Consider the following 19,553-nt stretch of genomic DNA (forward strand, 5'->3'; position numbering starts at 1 on the left):
TGAGAGAGAACTTAATAAAAAATGAAATACCAAGAAAAGTTATCTTTTTAAGCTCATTTCCATATACCTCTTCTGAAAAAATAGATAGATTAGCATTATTAAAAATGTTATAAGTATAATATTTAGTAATTTTAGTGAACCAATGTATTGATAAAAACATATTGTATATAGTAAAGGAGGCTTACAATATGTCAAATCAATACGATATAACTGTTATCGGGGGAGACCTGCGACAAGTGTACATGGTAAAAAAACTAATTAATAAAGGATATTCTGTAGTTACTTATGGAATATCAAATGAAATTGTAAATGGAATCGTTGGAAAAGCAACTTCACTAGCTGAAGCACTATCCAAAAGTTCCATTATTTTATGTCCAATTCCATTTACAAAGAATCAAGTTAACATTGAAAATACTGGTGGTTGTCTGGATGCTACTATTGATAACTTGCTAATTAATTTATCTCCTAATCAAATATTATTTGGAGGAAACATATCAACTAAGGTTTGTAAATTTTGCGAGCAACACTCTATTCAGATTTATGATTTTATGAAAATGAATGATGTTGCTATTTTAAATGCAGTTGCTACAGCTGAAGGAGCTATAGCAGAAGCTATTAAAAGAAGTATAATAAATATACATCAAAGTAATTGCTTAGTATTAGGTTTTGGAAGGTGTGCACAGATACTTGCCAAAAAATTATACTCTTTAGATGCAAAAGTATGTGTTGGTGCAAGAAATAATGGTGCAAGAAGTACGGCTAATGCATTTGGATACTCTAGTATTTCCTTGAATAAACTTGATGAGAAACTTTTACAGTTTGATTATATTTTTAATACCATACCAGAATGTATTTTAACAAAAGAAAGACTGGAAAAAGTATCACAAGAAGTAGTGATTATCGATATAGCTTCTTCTCCTGGTGGGGTGGATTATTCTGTTACGAAAGATATAGGTATTAATGCGACTCTTTGTCCTGGGCTTCCTGGTAAATACTCACCAAAAACATCTGGTGAAATTCTTGTTAACGCTATAGAAAATATTATAAATGAAAGAAGGGATTAGAAATGAGACTTAAAGGACTTACAATTGGAGTAGGATTTACTGGTTCGTTTTGCACTTATGATAAAATATTTATAGAGTTAGAGAATTTGGTTAAAGAAGGAGCAAATGTACACACTATATTTTCAGATGTATCACAAAATATCGATTGTAGATTTGGAAATTCTGAAGAGTTTATGAAAAAAGCATATGAACTTACAGGAAATAAACCTATAGTTACGATTGAAGAGGCAGAGCCATTTGGACCTAAAGGAATTGCTGATATTATAATAATAGCTCCTTGTACTGGAAATACTGCTGCAAAATTAGCGAATGGTATTACAGATTCACCAGTATTAATGGCAGCAAAAGGTCATCTTCGTAATGATAAACCACTGGTAATATCAATATCAACTAATGATGCTCTAAGTTTTAATTTTAAAAATATTGGTATTCTCCTTAATTCTAAAAACATATATTTTGTACCTTTTGGTCAAGATAACTGTAAAGCAAAGCCTAATTCTATGATTGCACATACTGAATTAATAGTTCCAACTATAGAACTTGCTCTAGAAAATAAGCAATTACAACCTGTTATAAATAGCCCACATCAATAGATTAGTAATGTGATATATGTATGTAATATTAACAAAGTCCAGCAATATTATTTGCTGGACTTTAATCTATAATATATCAAAATTATTTACTTAATCTAATTTATAAATTGGAATTTATATTACTTTGCTTCTTTAAGTATTAAGTTCACTGTACTTGATACAAAACAAGCAGACATACTCAAGATAAATACTGATATTCCTCTAATAAATAAATTATCTACATAATAAGTTACTACTGCAATACCTCCAATAGCTGAAATTGTACTTATAATTAAATATAAAATACTGATTACTTTTGATTTTTTCATACGGATTTTTCCTATGAACTTTAAGTTTATTTATACTGTATTAGCTATATATTATTTCGTATTATATAAGAATTGTGAATGCATATGTTTAATTATACTATATTAAAAAAATTATCAGTATATATTTTTATTTATAAGAAAAATGCAAAATATTTATGTTAAAATAATAACGTTATCATTAAGTTTTGAGATTAATTTTTCTATAATCTGCATAAAAAATAAAGTAATATACAATGAAAGTAAAGATTCATAAAGTAGGGTATTGGCGAGATAAGCAAGTTTATATTAAATAAAAATAAAATGTTAAAAAAATAACTTGAAAATAGGAAAATAAGATGTTATACTGTTAATAAATTAACATATAAATGGAAATACTATTCTAGGAGGTTGCTAAAATGGACAATAAAGAACAGGATATAATAGAGAATATAAAGGGAGATGAAGTTATGTCAATTAGTGTAGATGTTGTAAATAATGTTGAAACTTTAGTTAAAAAATTAGCAAAAATTAGAGAGGCACAAAAAATATTTGCCACATATACTCAAGAGCAAGTAGATAAGATTTTTTTAGCAGCATCTTTAGCAGCTAACAAGCAAAGAGTTCCTCTAGCTATAATGGCACAAAAAGAAACTGGTATGGGAATTGCTGAAGATAAAGTCATAAAGAATCATTATGCTTCAGAGTATATATATAATGCATATAAAGAAACTAAAACTTGTGGTGTAATAGAGAAAGACGATGCATTTGGTATGACTAAAATTGCTGAACCAATAGGTGTTATTGCAGCTGTTGTACCTACAACTAATCCAACTTCTACTGCTATATTTAAAGCACTCTTGGCACTTAAAACTAGAAATGGAATAATTTTCTCTCCACATCCAAGAGCAAAGAATTCTACTATAGAAGCTGCAAAAGTAGTTCTTGAGGCTGCTGTTTTAGCTGGAGCTCCTGAAGGTATAATAGGATGGATAGATGAGCCATCTTTAGAATTAACTACAACTGTTATGAAAGAAGTGGATTTAACTCTTGCTACAGGGGGACCTGGAATGGTTAAATCAGCATATTCATCTGGAAAACCAGCTATTGGAGTTGGTGCAGGTAATACGCCAGCAATAATTGATGATAGTGCAGATATAAAAACTGCTGTAAACTCAATTCTTGTATCTAAGACTTTTGATAATGGTATGATATGTGCTTCTGAACAATCAGTTATAGTATTAGAAAATGTATATAATGAAGTTAAAAAAGAATTTAAAGAGCGTGGAGCTTATTTATTAGATAAAGATGAAACAGAAAAAATAAGAAATATAATTTTAGTAAATGGTGGATTAAATTCTAAAATAGTTGGACAAACAGCTTGTACAATAGCAAAACTTGCAGGTTTTGAAGTTCCAGTAGATGCTAAAGTTTTAATAGGTGAAGTAGAATCAGTTGAATTAGAAGAGGCTTTTGCTCACGAGAAACTTTCACCAGTACTTGCAATGTACAGAGCAAATGATTTTGATGATGCAGTTAGAAAAGCAGAAAAGTTAGTTGAAGATGGGGGATTTGGGCATACATCTTCATTATATATTGATGATGTAAATCAAAGAGAAAAACTTGCTAAATTTACTTCAGCTATGAAAACTTGCAGAATTTTAATTAATACTCCTTCTTCTCAAGGCGGTATAGGTGATTTATATAATTTTAAACTAGCTCCTTCTCTTACTTTAGGATGTGGGTCTTGGGGTGGAAATTCAGTATCTGAAAATGTAGGAGTTAAGCATTTACTTAATATTAAGACAGTAGCTGAGAGGAGAGAAAATATGCTTTGGTTTAGAGCACCAGAAAAAGTTTATTTCAAAAAGGGTTGTTTAGGAGTAGCATTAAAAGAACTTAAGGATGTAATGAATAAAAAGAGAGCTTTTATTGTAACAGATACATTCCTTTACAATAATGGGTATACTAAAGCAGTTACTGACTTATTAGATGAAATGAATATTAAACATACTACATTCTTTAAAGTAGAGCCAGACCCAACTTTGGAATGTGCCAAGATAGGTGCTAAAGCTATGAGAGAATTTAATCCAGATGTAATAATATCTATAGGTGGAGGAAGTGCAATGGATGCAGGAAAGATAATGTGGACATTGTATGAGCATCCAGATGTAGATTTCCAAGACTTAGCTATGAGATTTATGGATATAAGAAAAAGGGTGTATACATTCCCTAAAATGGGTGAAAAAGCTAATTTTGTAGCAATACCAACATCAGCAGGTACTGGTTCAGAAGTAACACCATTTGCTGTTATAACTGACCAAGATACAGGTGTAAAATATCCATTAGCTGATTATGAACTGATGCCAAATATGGCCATAGTTGATTCTGATATGATGATGAATATGCCAAAAAGCTTAACTTCTGCTTCTGGTATAGATGCTTTAACTCATGCATTAGAAGCATATGTATCTATGCTTGCAACTGATTATACAAATGGTATAGCACTACAAGCTATTAAGAGTATATTTGAGTATCTTCCACGTGCATATGATAATGGAGCAAAAGACCCAGAAGCTAGAGAAAAAATGGCAAATGCTTCTACAATGGCAGGTATGGCTTTTGCAAATGCATTTTTGGGTGTTTGTCATTCTATGGCTCATAAATTAGGTGCTTTCCACCATGTACCACATGGTGTTGCAAATGCTCTTTTGATAACAGAGGTTATGAAATTTAATTCTTCAGATGCACCAAAGAAAATGGGAGCATTCTCTCAATATAAATATCCAGAAGCATTAAAGAGATATGCTGAAATAGCTTCATTCTTAGGGTTAAAAGGAAACTCTGATGAAGAGAAGTTCCAAAGTTTATTGGTAGCCATTGAAGATTTAAAACAAAAAGTGGGTATTCCTAAAACTATAAAAGACTTTGGTGTTGAAGAATCTAAGTTTATGGACTCAATAGATGAAATGGTAATTCAGGCATTTGATGACCAATGTACAGGAGCAAATCCAAGATATCCTCTTATGAATGAAATAAAAGACATGTATTTGAATTCATATTATGGAAGATAAATTTACTATAAAATGAATAAATTAAGAAACCTTATGCATAAAAATTAATTTTATGTATAAGGTTTTTTTAATTGGAAAAAGGAATAGTTTTTATTCTTTAATTTAAAAGTCAATTAGATAGTGTTATTATAATAATTAAAGAATGTTTTACGCTAAATAATTAGTGTTTTTTGAATTTTAGCTATGTATTGTCTATGTATAAATTAAAAATAATTGTATTTTACAAAAATTATATTAAAAATAAATTATTTTCCTAATAAACATGTTATTAACAAAATAATAGTACTATAATGTATAGATGATAAAAACTTTAATAAAATTTAGTGTATGGGAGTTGTTTAAGTATGATAGATGTAAGTATTGATGAAAAACTTAAGGAAAGATGGCCTAATGCTAAGTTGGGTTGTATTCAAGCAAAAGTAGCAGTAAATAAAAGCTCAGAAAAATTAATTGATGAGATAAATGAGTTTTGTGATATTCTAAATCAAAGTTTAAAAGTTGAAGATATTACAAAACTAGATAAAATCAAAGATGCAAGAAATGCTTATAAAGAACTTGGCAAAAATCCAAGTAGATATAGAACATCTTCAGAAGCATTGGTTAGAAGAATTATTCAAGGTAAGGGTCTTTACACAATAAATAATATAGTAGAAATAAATAATCTAATATCAATAAAATCATTATATCCAGTAGGTACATATAATGTAAGTAAATTACATTCACCAGTATGTTTTACTGTAGGAGATGAAGGAGAGCAGTATAAGGGTATTGGGAAAGAATTAATAAATATAGAAAATCTTCCTATATTGTCTGATTCAGTGGGTAAATTTGGGAGTCCAACTAGTGATTCTGAGAGAGCAATGATAACAGAAGATGCAAATGAAATATTAATTTGTATATTTTCTTTTAGTCAAGAGTCTGATATTGAAGAATATTTTGAATATGCTAAGGAATTGCTTAGAGAATATGCAGGTGGAAAAGATATAGAAACTAAAATAATTAAATAGAATGTATATAACAACGTTATGTTAAGCTAAAATACAATGTTAAAAAAATAAGTTAATAAAAAGAAACTAACGAAAAATTAGTTTCTTTTTTGAAAAGAATAGTTTAGTGTTACAAAAATAGATAGATACACCCACGATTATTAAAAGTATGGTAATATATTAATATAGTAGAGATTGTATTTAAGGGATTTTGAAAGGAGTGATTTACAATAATTATTTTGTCTAAAAGACAAAATAGTTTTATGAAAATAACTATATATTTAAAAATATAAATAATAATACAGTAATTTGGGTATATGAAATAAGAAGGCATACATGGTTTTGTTTAAAAACAAATAAAGTACGTAGGTAATTATAATGTAAGGAAGGATTTAATTATGATTGATGGAAAAGAGGTAAAACAAGAAAGTGGACAAAAAAATCTAAAAGTTAAGATAGCTATAGCAGTAGGTGTTTTGGTTGTAGCTTATATAGGAATGGCAATCTTTTTTAGAAATCATTTTTACTTTGGAACGACTATTAATGGCGTAAAGGTCTCAGGAAAAACAGTTGAGCAAGTAAATGATTTGTTAGCATCTAGTACTAGTTCCTATACTTTAAATTTAGAGGAAAGAAACAATAAAAAAGAACAAATAAAAGCAGAAGATATAGATTTAAAGTTTATACCAGATGATAAAGTCCAAAAGATAAAAGATAGTCAGAGTGCTTTTGGATGGATTGGTGGAATCTTTAAGTCTAAAGAGTATAATAATATGATAACTCTTTCATATAATAAAGATTTACTAGAAAAAAGATTTAATGCTCTATCTTGCTTTGATAGTAAAAATATTGTAGAACCTAAGAGTGCTTATCCTAAGTATGATAGCATTAAAAACGCTTATGTCATAGTACCAGAGGTACTTGGAAACAAAGTGAAAAAAGATGATTTTTATAAGTTAGTACAAAACTCAATTAATTCTGGTAATACTTCTATTTCTTTAGATGAAAGTAAAGTGTATGAAGCACCAAACAATACAAAGGATTCAGAAAAGTTAAAAGAAGCTATAAAGACACTAGATAAGTATGTAGGTGTAGTTGTTACGTATGATTTTAGTGACCGTAAGGAAACTTTAGATGGTGTTTACATTAATGAATGGTTAAAAGTAGACTCAGAAAAGAATTATGAGATAAGCTTTGATAATGATGCAATGGTTGAATATGTAAGAGGGCTAAGTAAAAAATACAGTACTTTTGGAGATTCAAGACCATTTAAAACTGCGACAGGTAGAGATATTACAATTTCAGGTGGAATTTATGGTTGGTTGATAGACAAAAATAAAGAAGCTAAAGCATTGGTTGATATTGTAAAAGCTGGTAAAAATGTTACAAGAGAACCTATTTACATACAAAAAGCTGTATCTCGTAATAGAGATGATATTGGAAATACATATGTAGAGATTAGTCTTTCTAACCAACATATGTGGTTCTTTAAAAATGGAGAAATGCTTGTATCAACAGACGTTGTAACAGGTGATTTAGCTAGAGGATTTGCTACGCCATCAGGTATATACCCTCTTAATTATAAAGCTAGAAATGTTTCATTAACTGGTCAAGGTTACAGCTCACCTGTAAGTTATTGGCTTCCATTTAATGGAAATATAGGAATTCATGATGCTACTTGGAGAAATTCTTTTGGTGGAGGTATATATAGGTCTTCAGGTTCGCATGGATGTGTAAATACACCTTTTTCTAAAGCAAAGAAGATATATGAAAACATAGAACCAGGTACACCAGTTATTTTATACTAGTAAATCTACTGCAACCGTTAAGTGAAGTCATCTTAGTTTATTTAGGATGGCTTCCTTTTTATATAAAGATTATTTAAGAGGAGAAATATATAATGAATGAAAAATTAACTAAGATTTTAGAAGAAGCTAAGAATGATGATAAGTTTAGAAAAGAACTTATAAAACCAATAGAACAACGTGATGTTATGGGTTTATATTGTAAGTCTGTTACATCTAGAGGTTATTATATAAAAAAATTAGATTAAAAATAAGGTGACAAAAATCGATACAGATTGATGATTTATAAAAGTTAGATGAAATAGTGAGAGATATTTCTAAAAATTCAAAAAAAACAATAAGTTTCAAGGTTTTGAGGTTGAAAAAGAATATAAAAAACTTTTATATGTAATAAATAAAATTAAAATTTAAAAAAAATTAAAGTAAAAATTTAAAATGTCGACATAGCGTTAATTTTAAAACAAAATAACGCTATTGACAAACTATATCGCTTTAAATTATAATTATTGAAAATAATGGTATTTAAAAATCATACTCATGTCATAGTCTAAAAGTAAGTCGAAAAAGGATGTAAATCTAGGAAAGTACTATTCTAAAATATGTTTTATTAAGAAATAAACGTTGAAAAATATTAATTATTATATAAAAATGCTGTTTATACTTTAACAATGAGGTAGTAATCTAATTAGAATAAAAAATCTAATTGGTTATATACATAGTAAAAAGGTAAGAGAGGTGATTTGGATGGCTTTTGAAATAATAAAAAGCATTGTTGAGGCAGAGCAGACAGCAGACAGTATCAAAGTAAAAGCTGTTACTGATGCAGAGTCTATCAGAGCTGATGCTGTAAACAAATGTGAAAGCATATTTGCTGATGTAAAAAAACAAGCAAAGCTTATGGAAGAAACTCTTGTTGAGAAGGCAGTCACCGACAGTAGAGCAGAGGTTGATAAAATCTTAGCTGATGCCAGAAGTGAATGTCTGAAAATTGAAAAAACTGCTGAAGAAAGAAAAATCAAGGCGATTGAAGCGGTTATTGGAAAGGTAGTGAGATAATATGGCAATAGTTAATATGAACAAAATATCTATTGTTGGCTTAGAAGCTCAAAAAAGCCAGATTTTAAAGCTACTTATGAACCGTGGGTTTGTTCAGATTGATGATAGTACCTTTCTTACTGAGGAGGAGGAATTAAAAAATTATCTTGTAAAAGATAGTGAAGAATCTGAAGTTATAATGCTAGAGCAGAAGATGTCTCATGTAAATCAAGCAATTAATATTGTTTCTTCACTAGTGAAACAAAAGAAAGCCCTGTTTGCACCAAAAAGAGAGTTTAACAGAATTGATAATGAAAAAGAAGAGCAAATTTATGCTGAAGCTTTGGAGTTAAACAATCTACATAAGGAGATAGGTACAATAAGGTCTAACATAAACCTACTTAACAACAATAAAAGTATGTTAGAACCATGGGTAAACTTTGATATTCCTCTTGAAAATATGGAAACTAAGTATACAAAAACTATACTTGGAACTGTACCTATAAGTGTAAATATTGATGCTTTAAGAGTAAAATTAGAAGATGAAATACCAGAAAGTGTTCTTGGGATTATCAATTCCGACAAGTTAATGAGCTATGTTTATTTAATTACTTTAAAAGAAACTTTTGATGACGTTTTAGAAGTTTTAAAAGAATTTAATTTTTCAGTAGTTTCATTACCAAATGAAGAAGGTACACCATTACAAGCTATCAATAAATATAATGAAATGGTAATTACACAGGAAAACGTTTCTAAAAGCAAGGAAGAAGAAATTAAAAGACATGCAGATAGTATACACATGCTTGAGAATCTATATGATTTTTACACTATAGAAAGAGACCAGAAAAAGATTATAGAGAGGCTTGTAAAAACAAAAACAACATTCTGTCTTAATGGTTGGTTACCAAGCAAAAAGGCAGACGAGCTAATTAAAGAAATTACAGAAAAATTTGATTGTTGTGTTCAGACCGAGGAAGGAAGTAAAGAAGAAGGCTTCCCAATTCTGCTTGAAAACAATAAACTTGTAACACCTTTTGAAAGTGTAACGAACATGTACAGCTGTCCAAGCACAAAGGATATTGACCCAAATGCAATTATGACTTTCTTTTATGTTGTATTCTTTGGAATGATGCTAAGTGATGCTGCATATGGGATAATAATTGCACTAATATGTGGATTTGTTGTATACAAAGCCAAGATGCAAAAAGGTGAAGGAAATTTAATTAAACTTATTGGTATGTGTGGAGTTTCAACTACTATATGGGGTCTTATATTCGGGGGTATTTTGGGGGATTTAATTCCTATAAAAGCATTAATCAATCCTTTAGAGGATGTTATGGTACTTATGGGAATGTCGTTACTGTTCGGTATTATCCATATATATGTAGGTCTGGGAATAAAAGCATATACATTAATAAGGGATGGAAAGGTAATAGATGCAATTTTTGACATAGGTTTTTGGTATTTATGTATAACAGGTGTATGTCTACTTATAATACCTTTTGTTGCAGGGGATATAGGTGTATTTTCTGAAGTAGGAAAATATTTAGCAATTATAGGTGCTATAGGTCTTGTACTTACTCAAGGAAGAAGCTTTAAAGGCGTTCCTGTTAAGCTTTTCAAAGGGTTTTCAAGTCTTTATGGTATAACAAGCTATTTTGCTGATATATTATCTTATACAAGAATTATGGCACTTTGTTTAACAACAGGAGTTATAGGGCAGGTTATCAATCTTTTAGGGGCTATAGCTGGTCCAATCTTTGCAGTTGTAATTGGTGTTGTGGGACACACAATAAACCTTCTTATAAATGCACTAGGTGCATATGTTCATACAAGTAGATTACAGTATGTAGAATTTTTCAACAAGTTTTATGAAGGCGGAGGAGTTCCTTTTGTTCCGTTTAAGTATAAAACAAAATATACAAGCATTAATAAAAAGGAGATGTAAATATGGAATTTTTAAACGCGTTAGGAAATGGTCAATTTTTGGCAATATCAGGAGCTGCTATAGCAGCATTATTTGCAGGTATGGGTTCTGCTAAAGGTACTTCAATAGCAGGTCAAGCCGCAGCAGGTGTTGTAACAGAAGACCCTAGTAAATTTGGTCAACTTCTAGTTTTACAACTTCTTCCAGGTACACAAGGTCTATATGGATTTATCATAGCTTTCCTTATATTATCAAAAGCAGGAATTATTGGTGGAGATGTAATACCAACATCAGCTCAAGGTTTACAACTTCTTATGGCAGGACTTCCAATTGGTTTAGTTGGTTTAGTATCAGGTATAGCACAAGGTAAAGCAGCAGCAGCAGGGGTTGGAATAGTTGCAAAAAGACCTGAAGAACTTGGTAAAGCTATAACATTTGCAGCAATAGTTGAAACATATGCTCTTTTAGGACTACTTGTTTCTTTCTTAGCTTACAATGGAATTGCAGTTGGTTAATTATAGATTATAATTCATAAGTAAAAAAAATGAAAAGGAGGAAGCACTCCTATGGGTAATGAACAAAAAATGATTGACAGAATTATAGCTGATGCCAAACAAGAAGCACAAGAAATATTGGATAAAGCTAAAAGTGAGGCAGATTCAAAAATAAATTCAGCTAATGAAAAAGCTGAAAAGGAAATGGCTTCCTATACAAAGCTTGCAGAAGCAGAAGCAGAAAAAGCGGCTTCTAAGGAAATATCAGGAGCTTATATGGAGGCTAAAAAACAAATATTATCAAAAAAACAAGAGATTTTAGAAGAAGTAATCTTAGAAGCTAAAAACAAACTTTTAAATCTTAAAGATAATGAATATGAAGAGATTATACTAAATATGATTGAAAAATCAAATTGCACAGATGATTCAGAGATAGTATTATCTAAAAAAGATAAAAAAACATTAAAAGATGTGCTATCAAAAAAAGGCATTAAAGTGTCTGATGAAACCAGAGATATTACTGGAGGTTTCATAGTTAAAAAAGGTGACATTGAGTATAATTATTCATTTGAAGCCATAATTGCAGTAGAACATGAATATATTGAGCAAATTGCAGCAGAAATTTTGTTTAATTAAGGAGGGGTTAAAAAATGGCAGAAGAAAAAACTTATCCCTATGCCGTGGCACGAATAAGAGTGCTTGAAAAACAGCTTCTTAACAGACAAATGTTTATTCAAATGGCAGAAGCCAAAAGCCCTGAAGACTCTTTAAGAATTATAGCTGAGTCAGGTTATGCTGATACATCAAATAATGATATACATAATTTTGAGAATATTTTGACTCAAGAATTGTCAAAGACATATGAAATTCTTAAAAGTCTAGCTCCTGAAGAAAAATTTGTTGATGTATTTCTTTATAAAAATGATTATCACAACTTAAAAGTGCTGATTAAAGAAGAAATTTCTGGTGTAGATGGTGAAAAATATTTGATTGATGGAGGTACAATTCCTCTTATTAAGCTTAGAGAATCTTTAGCAAATCGTAGTTTTAGTGATTTACCTAAGATAATGACATCAGCTATATTAGACGCATTTGATGTTTATAGCAAGACACAAAATGGTCAGATGGTTGATATTGTTCTAGATAAAGCAACTTTTTCTAGTATGAAAGAGACTGCTAAAGAAAGTCAAAACAAATTTGTAATAGATTATGTTATGAAAGTTTGTGATTTAACAAATCTAAAGAGTTTTATAAGAGTCAAAAATATGAAGAAAGATTTTGATATGTTTATGAACGTGTTTGTTTCAGGTGGTTCACTTAATAAGGAAAAATTCTTAGAAGCTTTTTCCTCAGACACTCCAGCATCATGTTTTAAATCTACTTCTTACTCTGATGTCTGCAAAAATGGCATGGATAGTGGTTTTACTGTCTTTGAAAAACTTTGTGATGATTATCTTATGGAATATGTTAGAGAAGCAAAATTTAAGCCTCTTACATTAGAACCACTAATTGCATATTTATATGCTAAAGAATCAGAAATAAAGACAATTAGAATTATTTTGACTAGTAAGCTTAATAATATAGACGCAGATACTATAAAAGAAAGGCTAAGGGATGCTTATGTATAAGGTAGGAGTAGTTGGAGATAAAGATAGCATCATGGGATTTTTAGCTCTTGGAATAGATATCTTCCCAGCCTATGATAGTGACGAAATTAAAAAAAGTATACATAAGTTGGTTGAAGATGAATATGCGATAATTTATATTACAGAACAGGCATCATTGCTTGCAAAAGAATCAATAGCAAAATACAAAGACTACCAACTTCCCGCCATTATAGTTATTCCAGGTATTGGAGGAAGTATGGGATTAGGTATGAATGAAGTAAGAGAATCTAGTAAACGTGCTATAGGTGCAGATATATTATTTAAAGAATAGATGAAAGTTGAATAAAAGACAATCTCAAATTTTATTAGTGCTAAAGATACGTATTGATAAAATATAGGAGGGAATATTTAAATTTTGATAAAGTATATGATTGCAGGTGAGAGAATATGAAAACAGGCACAATTGTAAAGGTGTCAGGACCGCTTGTTGTAGCGGAGGGCATGAGAGATGCGAATATGTTTGACGTCGTAAGAGTTTCAGATAAACATCTTATAGGCGAGATTATAGAAATGCATGGAGATAAAGCTTCTATACAGGTTTATGAGGAAACTTCTGGTCTAGGACCAGGTGAAGAAGTAGTTTCTCTTGGAATGCCTATGAGTGTTGAACTTGGACCAGGTCTTATTTCAACTATTTATGATGGTATTCAACGTCCACTTGAAAAAATGTATGATATTTCAGGTACTAATATAACTAAAGGTGTTGAAGTATCTTCACTTGATAGGGAAGTTAAGTGGGAATTTAAACCTAAAAAATCTGTTGGTGATAAAGTTGTAGCAGGTGATATAATTGGTGGAGTTCAAGAAACAGCTGTAGTGGAATGTAAGATTATGGTTCCTTATGGAGTTAAAGGTACTATAAAAGAAATATATTCTGGTGAATTTACTGTTGAAGATACAGTTTGTGTTATTACAGATGAAAAAGGTAATGACATACCTGTAACTATGATGCAAAAATGGCCAGTTAGAAAAGAAAGACCATATAGAGAAAAGAAAACACCAGATTCACTTCTTGTTACAGGTCAAAGAGTTATAGATACATTTTTCCCAATTACAAAAGGTGGGGTGGCAGCTATACCGGGACCTTTTGGAAGTGGAAAAACTGTTACACAGCATCAGCTTGCTAAATGGGCAGATGCAGATATAGTTGTATATATAGGATGTGGCGAGCGTGGAAATGAAATGACGGATGTTCTTCTTGAATTCCCTGAATTAAAAGACCCGAGAACAGGCGAGTCACTTATGCAAAGAACTGTGCTTATAGCCAATACATCAGATATGCCAGTTGCTGCACGTGAGGCTTCTATATATACTGGTATTACAATAGCTGAATATTTTAGAGATATGGGATATAGCGTTGCACTTATGGCAGACTCTACATCAAGATGGGCTGAAGCTCTTAGAGAGATGAGTGGTCGTTTAGAGGAGATGCCTGGTGAAGAAGGTTATCCTGCATACTTAGGTTCACGTCTTGCTCAATTCTATGAGAGAGCAGGAAAGGTAAATTGTCTAGGTATGGATGAGAGAGAAGGAACACTTACAGCAATTGGTGCAGTTTCTCCTCCTGGTGGTGATACATCAGAACCTGTCAGCCAAGCAACACTTCGTATAGTAAAAGTATTCTGGGGTCTTGATGCATCTTTAGCATATAAGCGTCACTTCCCAGCAATTAACTGGTTGACAAGTTATTCACTCTATCAGGAAAAAGTTGATATATGGGCAGATAAAAATGTAAATGATAATTTCTCAGCTCAAAGAGCTCAAGCTATGAAACTTTTACAAGTTGAATCTGAACTTCAAGAAATAGTTCAATTGGTTGGTGTTGACTCACTTTCAGATGGGGATAGATTGATATTAGAAGTTACTCGTTCGATAAGAGAGGACTTCCTTCATCAAAACTCTTTCCATGAAGTTGATACTTACACATCACTTCATAAACAATATAGAATGATGGGGCTTATATTAAAATTCTATAAGTCAGCACAAGATGCTATCAAGCAAAATGTTACTATAAACGATATTATCAAGCTTTCAGTTCTTGAAAAGATTGGTCGTGCTAAGTATGTAGAAGAAGACAATATAGATGCAGCTTACGATTCAATTGAAGATGAAATAGACAACGAGCTTGCAGACCTTATTAAAAAGAGGGGGGCTGAAGAACTATGATAAAGGAATATAAGTCAATACAAGAGGTAGCCGGTCCTCTTATGCTAATAAACGGCGTAGAAGGTGTAAAATTTGACGAACTTGGAGAGATTGAACTTTCAAATGGAGAGATTCGTCGTTGTAAAGTTCTAGAGGTAAATGGAGATACTGCACTTGTTCAACTTTTTGAAAGTTCAACAGGTATAAACCTTGCTGAAAGTAAAGTTCGTTTTTTAGGAAAGAGTCTTGACTTTGGAGTTTCACCAGATATACTAGGGCGTGTTTTTAGTGGAATGGGTAAACCTATTGATGGAGGTCCAGAAATTATACCAGATAAAAGACTTGATATAAATGGAGCTCCAATAAATCCAGCAGCACGTGACTATCCAGCCGAATTTATACAAACTGGTGTCTCTGCTATAGATGGGCTTAATACACTGGTTAGAGGGCAAAAACTTCCTATATTCTCAGGGTCTGGTTTGCCACATGCAAATCTTGCAGTTCAGATTGCAAGACAGGCAAAAGTACGTGGAACTGATTCTAAGTTTGCCGTTGTATTTGCTGCAGTTGGTATAACTTTTGAGGATGCTGAATTCTTTATAAGTGACTTTAAAGCAACTGGTGCAATCGACCGTTCTGTAGTATTTGTAAACCTTGCAAATGACCCAGCTGTAGAGCGTGTATCTACACCTAGAATGGCACTTACAGCAGCAGAATACCTTGCCTTTGAGCAAGATATGCATGTACTTGTTATAATAACGGATATTACAAACTATGCAGAGGCATTGCGTGAAGTTTCAGCAGCTAAAAAAGAAGTTCCAGGACGTCGTGGATATCCAGGATATCTTTATACTGACCTCGCTACAATGTATGAAAGAGCAGGTAAAATGAAAGGGCATGAAGGGTCTATAACTATGATTCCAATACTTACAATGCCTGAGGATGATAAGACACATCCAATTCCTGACCTTACAGGATACATTACAGAGGGACAAATTATACTTAGCCGTGAGCTTTATAAAAAAGATATACAGCCTCCTATAGATGTTTTACCATCACTTTCTCGTCTAAAAGATAAGGGTATTGGTAAAGGTAAGACTCGTGAAGACCATGCAGATACAATGAACCAGCTTTTCGCAGCTTATTCAAGAGGTAAGGATGCAAAAGAGCTTATGGCAATACTTGGTGAATCTGCACTTTCTGAGATTGATTTAATGTATGCTAAGTTTGCAGATGAATTTGAGAAAGAATATGTTTCACAGGGATTTAGAACTGACAGAACTATTGAGCAGACATTAGAAATCGGATGGAAGCTTCTTAGTATGTTACCAAAAAGTGAACTTAAACGTATTCGTGATGAATATTTTGAAAAATATATGCCTAAGGAGTGATATCTGTGGCTAGATTAAATATAAATCCAACACGTATGGAAATGACTAGACTTAAGAAACTCCTTAAAACTGCTACAAGAGGTCATAAGCTTCTTAAAGATAAGCTTGATGAACTTATGAAACAATTTCTTGAGATTGTAAGAGAAAATAAGCGATTGCGTGAAGAAGCAGAAAATGCTCTTGATGGTGCTTATAAAAATTTTATAATCGCAAGAGCAGTTATGAGTCAGGAGTATCTAGGTTCAGCACTTATGATGCCAAAGCAATCTGTTTCAGTAGATGTTTCTACAAGAAATATAATGAGTGTTGATGTTCCTGTGTTTGACTTTAAAACTGAAAACAATCAAAGTGATATTTATCCTTATGGTCTTGCTTTTACATCAGGTGAATTAGATTCTGCTATGGAAGCATTCTCAGCTGCTATGGAACCACTTTTAAGACTTGCAGAGAGTGAAAAAAGTGCACAGCTTCTTGCTCAAGAGATAGAAAAGACACGTAGACGTGTTAATGCTCTTGAAAATGTAATGATACCAAATTACATTGAGACTATAAAGTATATAGCTATGAAGCTTGAAGAAAATGAGAGAGCAAGTACTACTAGACTTATGAAGGTTAAGGATATGGTGCTTAAAAAAGCACTTGAAGAAAAGAAAAAAAATGATTTGGTTGTATAATTAAATACTTATAAAAATAAGTCTAACGTTCTAATTTATAGAGGTTAGGCTTATTTTTTATGTTTAAATTAAAAGTATAGATATTATGAAAATTAATATATTGTTTAAAAACAGACTGTATTTAACTAAAAACAATATATTTAACAAAAATTTCTAAAAATTAACGAACTGTTAATTTACAATTAACTTTATATTAACAAATTAGGTGTATTATATAAACATAAGCAAAAACAATAAAAAACAAATAAAAAAGATAAAAGCATAAAAGGGGGAAGATATGAAAGAATTTCTATTTATTTGTCTGTGTATTGTAGTGATTGCATTTATGACAAGTTGCATATCAACAACACCACAAACTACTCAAGGAAAAGGAAATAATAAACTTACGATATATGCAGCATTAGAAGAAGAGCAAATAGCTTACTACATGGAAGGATTTAGAGAAGAGTATCCTAATGTAGATGTAGAAATAGTTATGGATTCCCATGGTGTAATAGCTTCAAAATTATTAGCAGAAAAAGATAATCCACAAGCTGATATTATATGGGGATTATCAGCAATGAATATGATAGAGCTAAAAGAAGATGGAGTATTTGAAGCGTATAAGCCTAAAAATTATGATAAGGTAGATAAAAAATTTAAAGATACTGAAGATGATGTATCTTGGGTAGGAATGAGTATCCCAGAGACAGCTATAGTAGTTAATTATAAGGAACTTGAGAAATTAGGTATAGATATTCCAAAAAGTTATGAAGATTTAATAAAACCAGAATATAAAGGACTTATAACAATGCCAAATCCAGCATCATCTGGAACAGGGTATCTTACAGTGTCAGGGCTTATTCAAATGATGGGTGAAAAAGATGCTTACAATTATATGGATAAATTACATAAAAATATAGCTACATATACACATTCAGGTTCAAAACCTGCGAAGTTAGCTGGTTCTGGAGAGTATCCAATAGGTATTACACTTGGATATAGAGCTACGCAACAATTATCCAGTGGAGAACCTATAGAAGTAGTATTTCCAAAAGAAGGTTCAGGTTGGGATTTAGAAGCAAATGCCTTAGTTAAAAAAGATAATATAAAAAAGGAAGCAAAGTTATTTTTAGACTGGGCAATGAGTGATTCGGCTATGGATAGATATGCACATGAAGTAGCAGTTACTTCTATAAAGACAGATAATCCAGCTCCAAAAGGTTATTCTAAACAACCATTTGAACAGTTAATAGAAGAAGTTGATTTAAACTCTGCTGCCAAAAACAGAAGTACAGTACTTAAAACTTGGGAATCAAAGTATGGTTCAAAATCTGAAAGTAAGTAAAGTTTAACTTAATAATTCAGATAAAATAATTTTAGAAGAAAAGGTAAAGTATAGAATTTAAAATAAAAAATATAACTATAATAAGGAGAGATAGGATATGAGTTACTTGAAAATAAATAATGTGTTTAAAAATTATGACCAAAAAAGGATTTTAAATAATATTAGTTTGGATATTGAAGAAGGGGAATTTCTATGTTTACTTGGACCTAGTGGGTGTGGTAAAACTACATTACTTAGGATAATAGCAGGTCTTGAAGATGTAAATAGTGGAGCTATAATTCTTCAAGATAAGGATATTACAAATTTAGAGCCATCAAAGAGAGGTTTTGGAATAGTATTTCAATCATATGCATTATTTCCAAATATGACTGCATATAACAATATAGCCTTTCCACTTAAGGAAAGAAAAGTTTTAAAAGAAAAAATAGATAATAAAGTTAAGGAAGTGCTTGAAATAGTTGGCTTGACTAATGAAGCTCATAAATATCCTAAAGAATTATCAGGTGGGCAACAACAGAGAATAGCAATAGCAAGAGCATTAGCACTTGAACCAAAGTTTTTACTTTTAGATGAGCCAATGTCTGCATTAGATGCTAAGGTTAGACACAAGCTTAGAATGGATATTAAAAGATTACAAAAAGAACTTAATATAACGACAATAATGGTAACACACGACCAAGAAGAAGCTATAACAATGGCAGATAAAATTGCCATTTTAAATGGAGGAGATATAATGCAGATAGGAACTCCAGAAGAGATATACCAAAATCCTCAAAATCTATTTACAGCTCAATTTATAGGAGATACAAACTGTTTTGATAATGGGGATTCTATATTAACCGTAAGACCAGAATATGTTCAAATAGAGAAATCAACAAAAGAAAATTATCAAGGAATAATATCAAATATAGAATTTAGAGGTAATTTGTTAAGAGTGGAAATAAAAGATAAACTAAATGAAAATTTCATAATAAGTGATGTTTCTATAAAAGAGTGGGTTAATTTAAATTTAGTAGAAGGCGACCTTGTAAAGATAAATATAGATGAAAAATACTATTTAAAGTATCCAAAAGTTAAAGGAGCATAA

At 31.1% G+C, this 19,553-nt stretch carries 18 protein-coding genes; 17 read left to right on the forward strand and 1 reads right to left on the reverse strand.

The genetic code is table 11. The features are described from left to right. Window positions 1-188: 188 nt before the first annotated feature. Window positions 189-1,064, forward strand: coding sequence for a dipicolinate synthase subunit DpsA (gene dpsA / locus IR152_RS10070; RefSeq protein WP_227451720.1), 876 nt, complete (start codon window positions 189-191; stop codon window positions 1,062-1,064). A gap of 2 nt (window positions 1,065-1,066) precedes the next feature. Beyond that, complete coding sequence (locus tag IR152_RS10075) at window positions 1,067-1,657, forward strand: dipicolinate synthase subunit B (RefSeq protein ID WP_227451721.1); 591 nt, start codon at window positions 1,067-1,069, stop codon at window positions 1,655-1,657. Window positions 1,658-1,776: 119 nt separating this feature from the next. Here IR152_RS10075 and IR152_RS10080 read toward each other — a convergent pair whose 3' ends face one another. After that, window positions 1,777-1,965 carry a hypothetical protein gene (locus IR152_RS10080; RefSeq protein WP_227451722.1) on the reverse strand — a complete coding sequence of 63 codons (189 nt, stop codon included), beginning with the start codon at window positions 1,963-1,965 and terminating at the stop codon, window positions 1,777-1,779. A gap of 395 nt (window positions 1,966-2,360) precedes the next feature. Between IR152_RS10080 and adhE the strand changes: the two genes are divergently transcribed. The 15 genes from adhE (at window position 2,361) to IR152_RS10155 (ending at window position 19,553) form a co-directional block, all read left to right on the forward strand. Continuing rightward, window positions 2,361-5,015 carry a bifunctional acetaldehyde-CoA/alcohol dehydrogenase gene (adhE, locus tag IR152_RS10085; RefSeq protein ID WP_227451723.1) on the forward strand — a complete coding sequence of 885 codons (2,655 nt, stop codon included), beginning with the start codon at window positions 2,361-2,363 and terminating at the stop codon, window positions 5,013-5,015. Window positions 5,016-5,359: 344 nt separating this feature from the next. Beyond that, window positions 5,360-6,022, forward strand: coding sequence for a B3/4 domain-containing protein (locus IR152_RS10090; RefSeq protein WP_227451724.1), 663 nt, complete (start codon window positions 5,360-5,362; stop codon window positions 6,020-6,022). Window positions 6,023-6,399: 377 nt separating this feature from the next. After that, window positions 6,400-7,809 carry a L,D-transpeptidase family protein gene (locus IR152_RS10095; RefSeq protein ID WP_227451725.1) on the forward strand — a complete coding sequence of 470 codons (1,410 nt, stop codon included), beginning with the start codon at window positions 6,400-6,402 and terminating at the stop codon, window positions 7,807-7,809. Window positions 7,810-7,901: 92 nt separating this feature from the next. Continuing rightward, window positions 7,902-8,054, forward strand: coding sequence for a hypothetical protein (locus tag IR152_RS10100; protein ID WP_227451726.1), 153 nt, complete (start codon window positions 7,902-7,904; stop codon window positions 8,052-8,054). Between the two features lie 496 nt (window positions 8,055-8,550). Then, window positions 8,551-8,862, forward strand: coding sequence for a hypothetical protein (locus IR152_RS10105; RefSeq protein WP_227451727.1), 312 nt, complete (start codon window positions 8,551-8,553; stop codon window positions 8,860-8,862). Window position 8,863: 1 nt separating this feature from the next. Next, the gene (locus tag IR152_RS10110; protein WP_227451728.1) at window positions 8,864-10,789 is read left to right on the forward strand and encodes a V-type ATP synthase subunit I; all 1,926 of its coding nucleotides are present in this window, start codon (window positions 8,864-8,866) and stop codon (window positions 10,787-10,789) included. A 2-nt stretch (window positions 10,790-10,791) separates the two neighbouring features. Continuing rightward, window positions 10,792-11,283 (forward strand): V-type ATP synthase subunit K, encoded by a 492-nt coding sequence (locus IR152_RS10115; RefSeq protein ID WP_227451729.1) that lies wholly within the window; start codon window positions 10,792-10,794, stop codon window positions 11,281-11,283. Between the two features lie 51 nt (window positions 11,284-11,334). Next, complete coding sequence (locus IR152_RS10120; protein WP_227451730.1) at window positions 11,335-11,898, forward strand: V-type ATP synthase subunit E; 564 nt, start codon at window positions 11,335-11,337, stop codon at window positions 11,896-11,898. Window positions 11,899-11,912: 14 nt separating this feature from the next. Then, window positions 11,913-12,890 carry a V-type ATP synthase subunit C gene (locus IR152_RS10125; RefSeq protein WP_227451731.1) on the forward strand — a complete coding sequence of 326 codons (978 nt, stop codon included), beginning with the start codon at window positions 11,913-11,915 and terminating at the stop codon, window positions 12,888-12,890. After that, window positions 12,883-13,200 carry a V-type ATP synthase subunit F gene (locus IR152_RS10130; protein WP_009893746.1) on the forward strand — a complete coding sequence of 106 codons (318 nt, stop codon included), beginning with the start codon at window positions 12,883-12,885 and terminating at the stop codon, window positions 13,198-13,200. The genes IR152_RS10125 and IR152_RS10130 overlap by 8 nt, the downstream gene beginning before the upstream one ends. A 116-nt stretch (window positions 13,201-13,316) precedes the next feature. Beyond that, window positions 13,317-15,095, forward strand: coding sequence for a V-type ATP synthase subunit A (locus IR152_RS10135; RefSeq protein WP_227451732.1), 1,779 nt, complete (start codon window positions 13,317-13,319; stop codon window positions 15,093-15,095). Beyond that, the gene (locus IR152_RS10140) at window positions 15,092-16,465 is read left to right on the forward strand and encodes a V-type ATP synthase subunit B (RefSeq protein ID WP_107595665.1); all 1,374 of its coding nucleotides are present in this window, start codon (window positions 15,092-15,094) and stop codon (window positions 16,463-16,465) included. The genes IR152_RS10135 and IR152_RS10140 overlap by 4 nt, the downstream gene beginning before the upstream one ends. A gap of 5 nt (window positions 16,466-16,470) precedes the next feature. Further along, on the forward strand, window positions 16,471-17,139 hold the full coding sequence (locus IR152_RS10145) for a V-type ATP synthase subunit D (RefSeq protein WP_227451733.1): 669 nt from the start codon (window positions 16,471-16,473) through the stop codon (window positions 17,137-17,139). A gap of 277 nt (window positions 17,140-17,416) precedes the next feature. Next, window positions 17,417-18,466 (forward strand): putative 2-aminoethylphosphonate ABC transporter substrate-binding protein, encoded by a 1,050-nt coding sequence (locus tag IR152_RS10150; protein ID WP_227451734.1) that lies wholly within the window; start codon window positions 17,417-17,419, stop codon window positions 18,464-18,466. A gap of 97 nt (window positions 18,467-18,563) precedes the next feature. After that, the gene (locus IR152_RS10155) at window positions 18,564-19,553 is read left to right on the forward strand and encodes an ABC transporter ATP-binding protein (RefSeq protein ID WP_227451735.1); all 990 of its coding nucleotides are present in this window, start codon (window positions 18,564-18,566) and stop codon (window positions 19,551-19,553) included.

Origin of the sequence: Clostridioides sp. ES-S-0108-01, from assembly GCF_020662285.1 — a bacterium.
GTDB lineage: Bacteria > Bacillota > Clostridia > Peptostreptococcales > Peptostreptococcaceae > Clostridioides.

What these genes read in the sequence shown, in the direction of transcription:
- dpsA (WP_227451720.1), top strand. Translation starts at nt 189, where the DNA reads ATGTCAAATCAATACGATATAACTGTTATCGGGGGAGACCTGCGACAA.
- IR152_RS10075 (WP_227451721.1), top strand. Translation starts at nt 1,067, where the DNA reads ATGAGACTTAAAGGACTTACAATTGGAGTAGGATTTACTGGTTCGTTT.
- IR152_RS10080 (WP_227451722.1), bottom strand. Translation starts at nt 1,965, where the DNA reads ATGAAAAAATCAAAAGTAATCAGTATTTTATATTTAATTATAAGTACA.
- adhE (WP_227451723.1), top strand. Translation starts at nt 2,361, where the DNA reads ATGGACAATAAAGAACAGGATATAATAGAGAATATAAAGGGAGATGAA.
- IR152_RS10090 (WP_227451724.1), top strand. Translation starts at nt 5,360, where the DNA reads ATGATAGATGTAAGTATTGATGAAAAACTTAAGGAAAGATGGCCTAAT.
- IR152_RS10095 (WP_227451725.1), top strand. Translation starts at nt 6,400, where the DNA reads ATGATTGATGGAAAAGAGGTAAAACAAGAAAGTGGACAAAAAAATCTA.
- IR152_RS10100 (WP_227451726.1), top strand. Translation starts at nt 7,902, where the DNA reads ATGAATGAAAAATTAACTAAGATTTTAGAAGAAGCTAAGAATGATGAT.
- IR152_RS10105 (WP_227451727.1), top strand. Translation starts at nt 8,551, where the DNA reads ATGGCTTTTGAAATAATAAAAAGCATTGTTGAGGCAGAGCAGACAGCA.
- IR152_RS10110 (WP_227451728.1), top strand. Translation starts at nt 8,864, where the DNA reads ATGGCAATAGTTAATATGAACAAAATATCTATTGTTGGCTTAGAAGCT.
- IR152_RS10115 (WP_227451729.1), top strand. Translation starts at nt 10,792, where the DNA reads ATGGAATTTTTAAACGCGTTAGGAAATGGTCAATTTTTGGCAATATCA.
- IR152_RS10120 (WP_227451730.1), top strand. Translation starts at nt 11,335, where the DNA reads ATGGGTAATGAACAAAAAATGATTGACAGAATTATAGCTGATGCCAAA.
- IR152_RS10125 (WP_227451731.1), top strand. Translation starts at nt 11,913, where the DNA reads ATGGCAGAAGAAAAAACTTATCCCTATGCCGTGGCACGAATAAGAGTG.
- IR152_RS10130 (WP_009893746.1), top strand. Translation starts at nt 12,883, where the DNA reads ATGTATAAGGTAGGAGTAGTTGGAGATAAAGATAGCATCATGGGATTT.
- IR152_RS10135 (WP_227451732.1), top strand. Translation starts at nt 13,317, where the DNA reads ATGAAAACAGGCACAATTGTAAAGGTGTCAGGACCGCTTGTTGTAGCG.
- IR152_RS10140 (WP_107595665.1), top strand. Translation starts at nt 15,092, where the DNA reads ATGATAAAGGAATATAAGTCAATACAAGAGGTAGCCGGTCCTCTTATG.
- IR152_RS10150 (WP_227451734.1), top strand. Translation starts at nt 17,417, where the DNA reads ATGAAAGAATTTCTATTTATTTGTCTGTGTATTGTAGTGATTGCATTT.
- IR152_RS10155 (WP_227451735.1), top strand. Translation starts at nt 18,564, where the DNA reads ATGAGTTACTTGAAAATAAATAATGTGTTTAAAAATTATGACCAAAAA.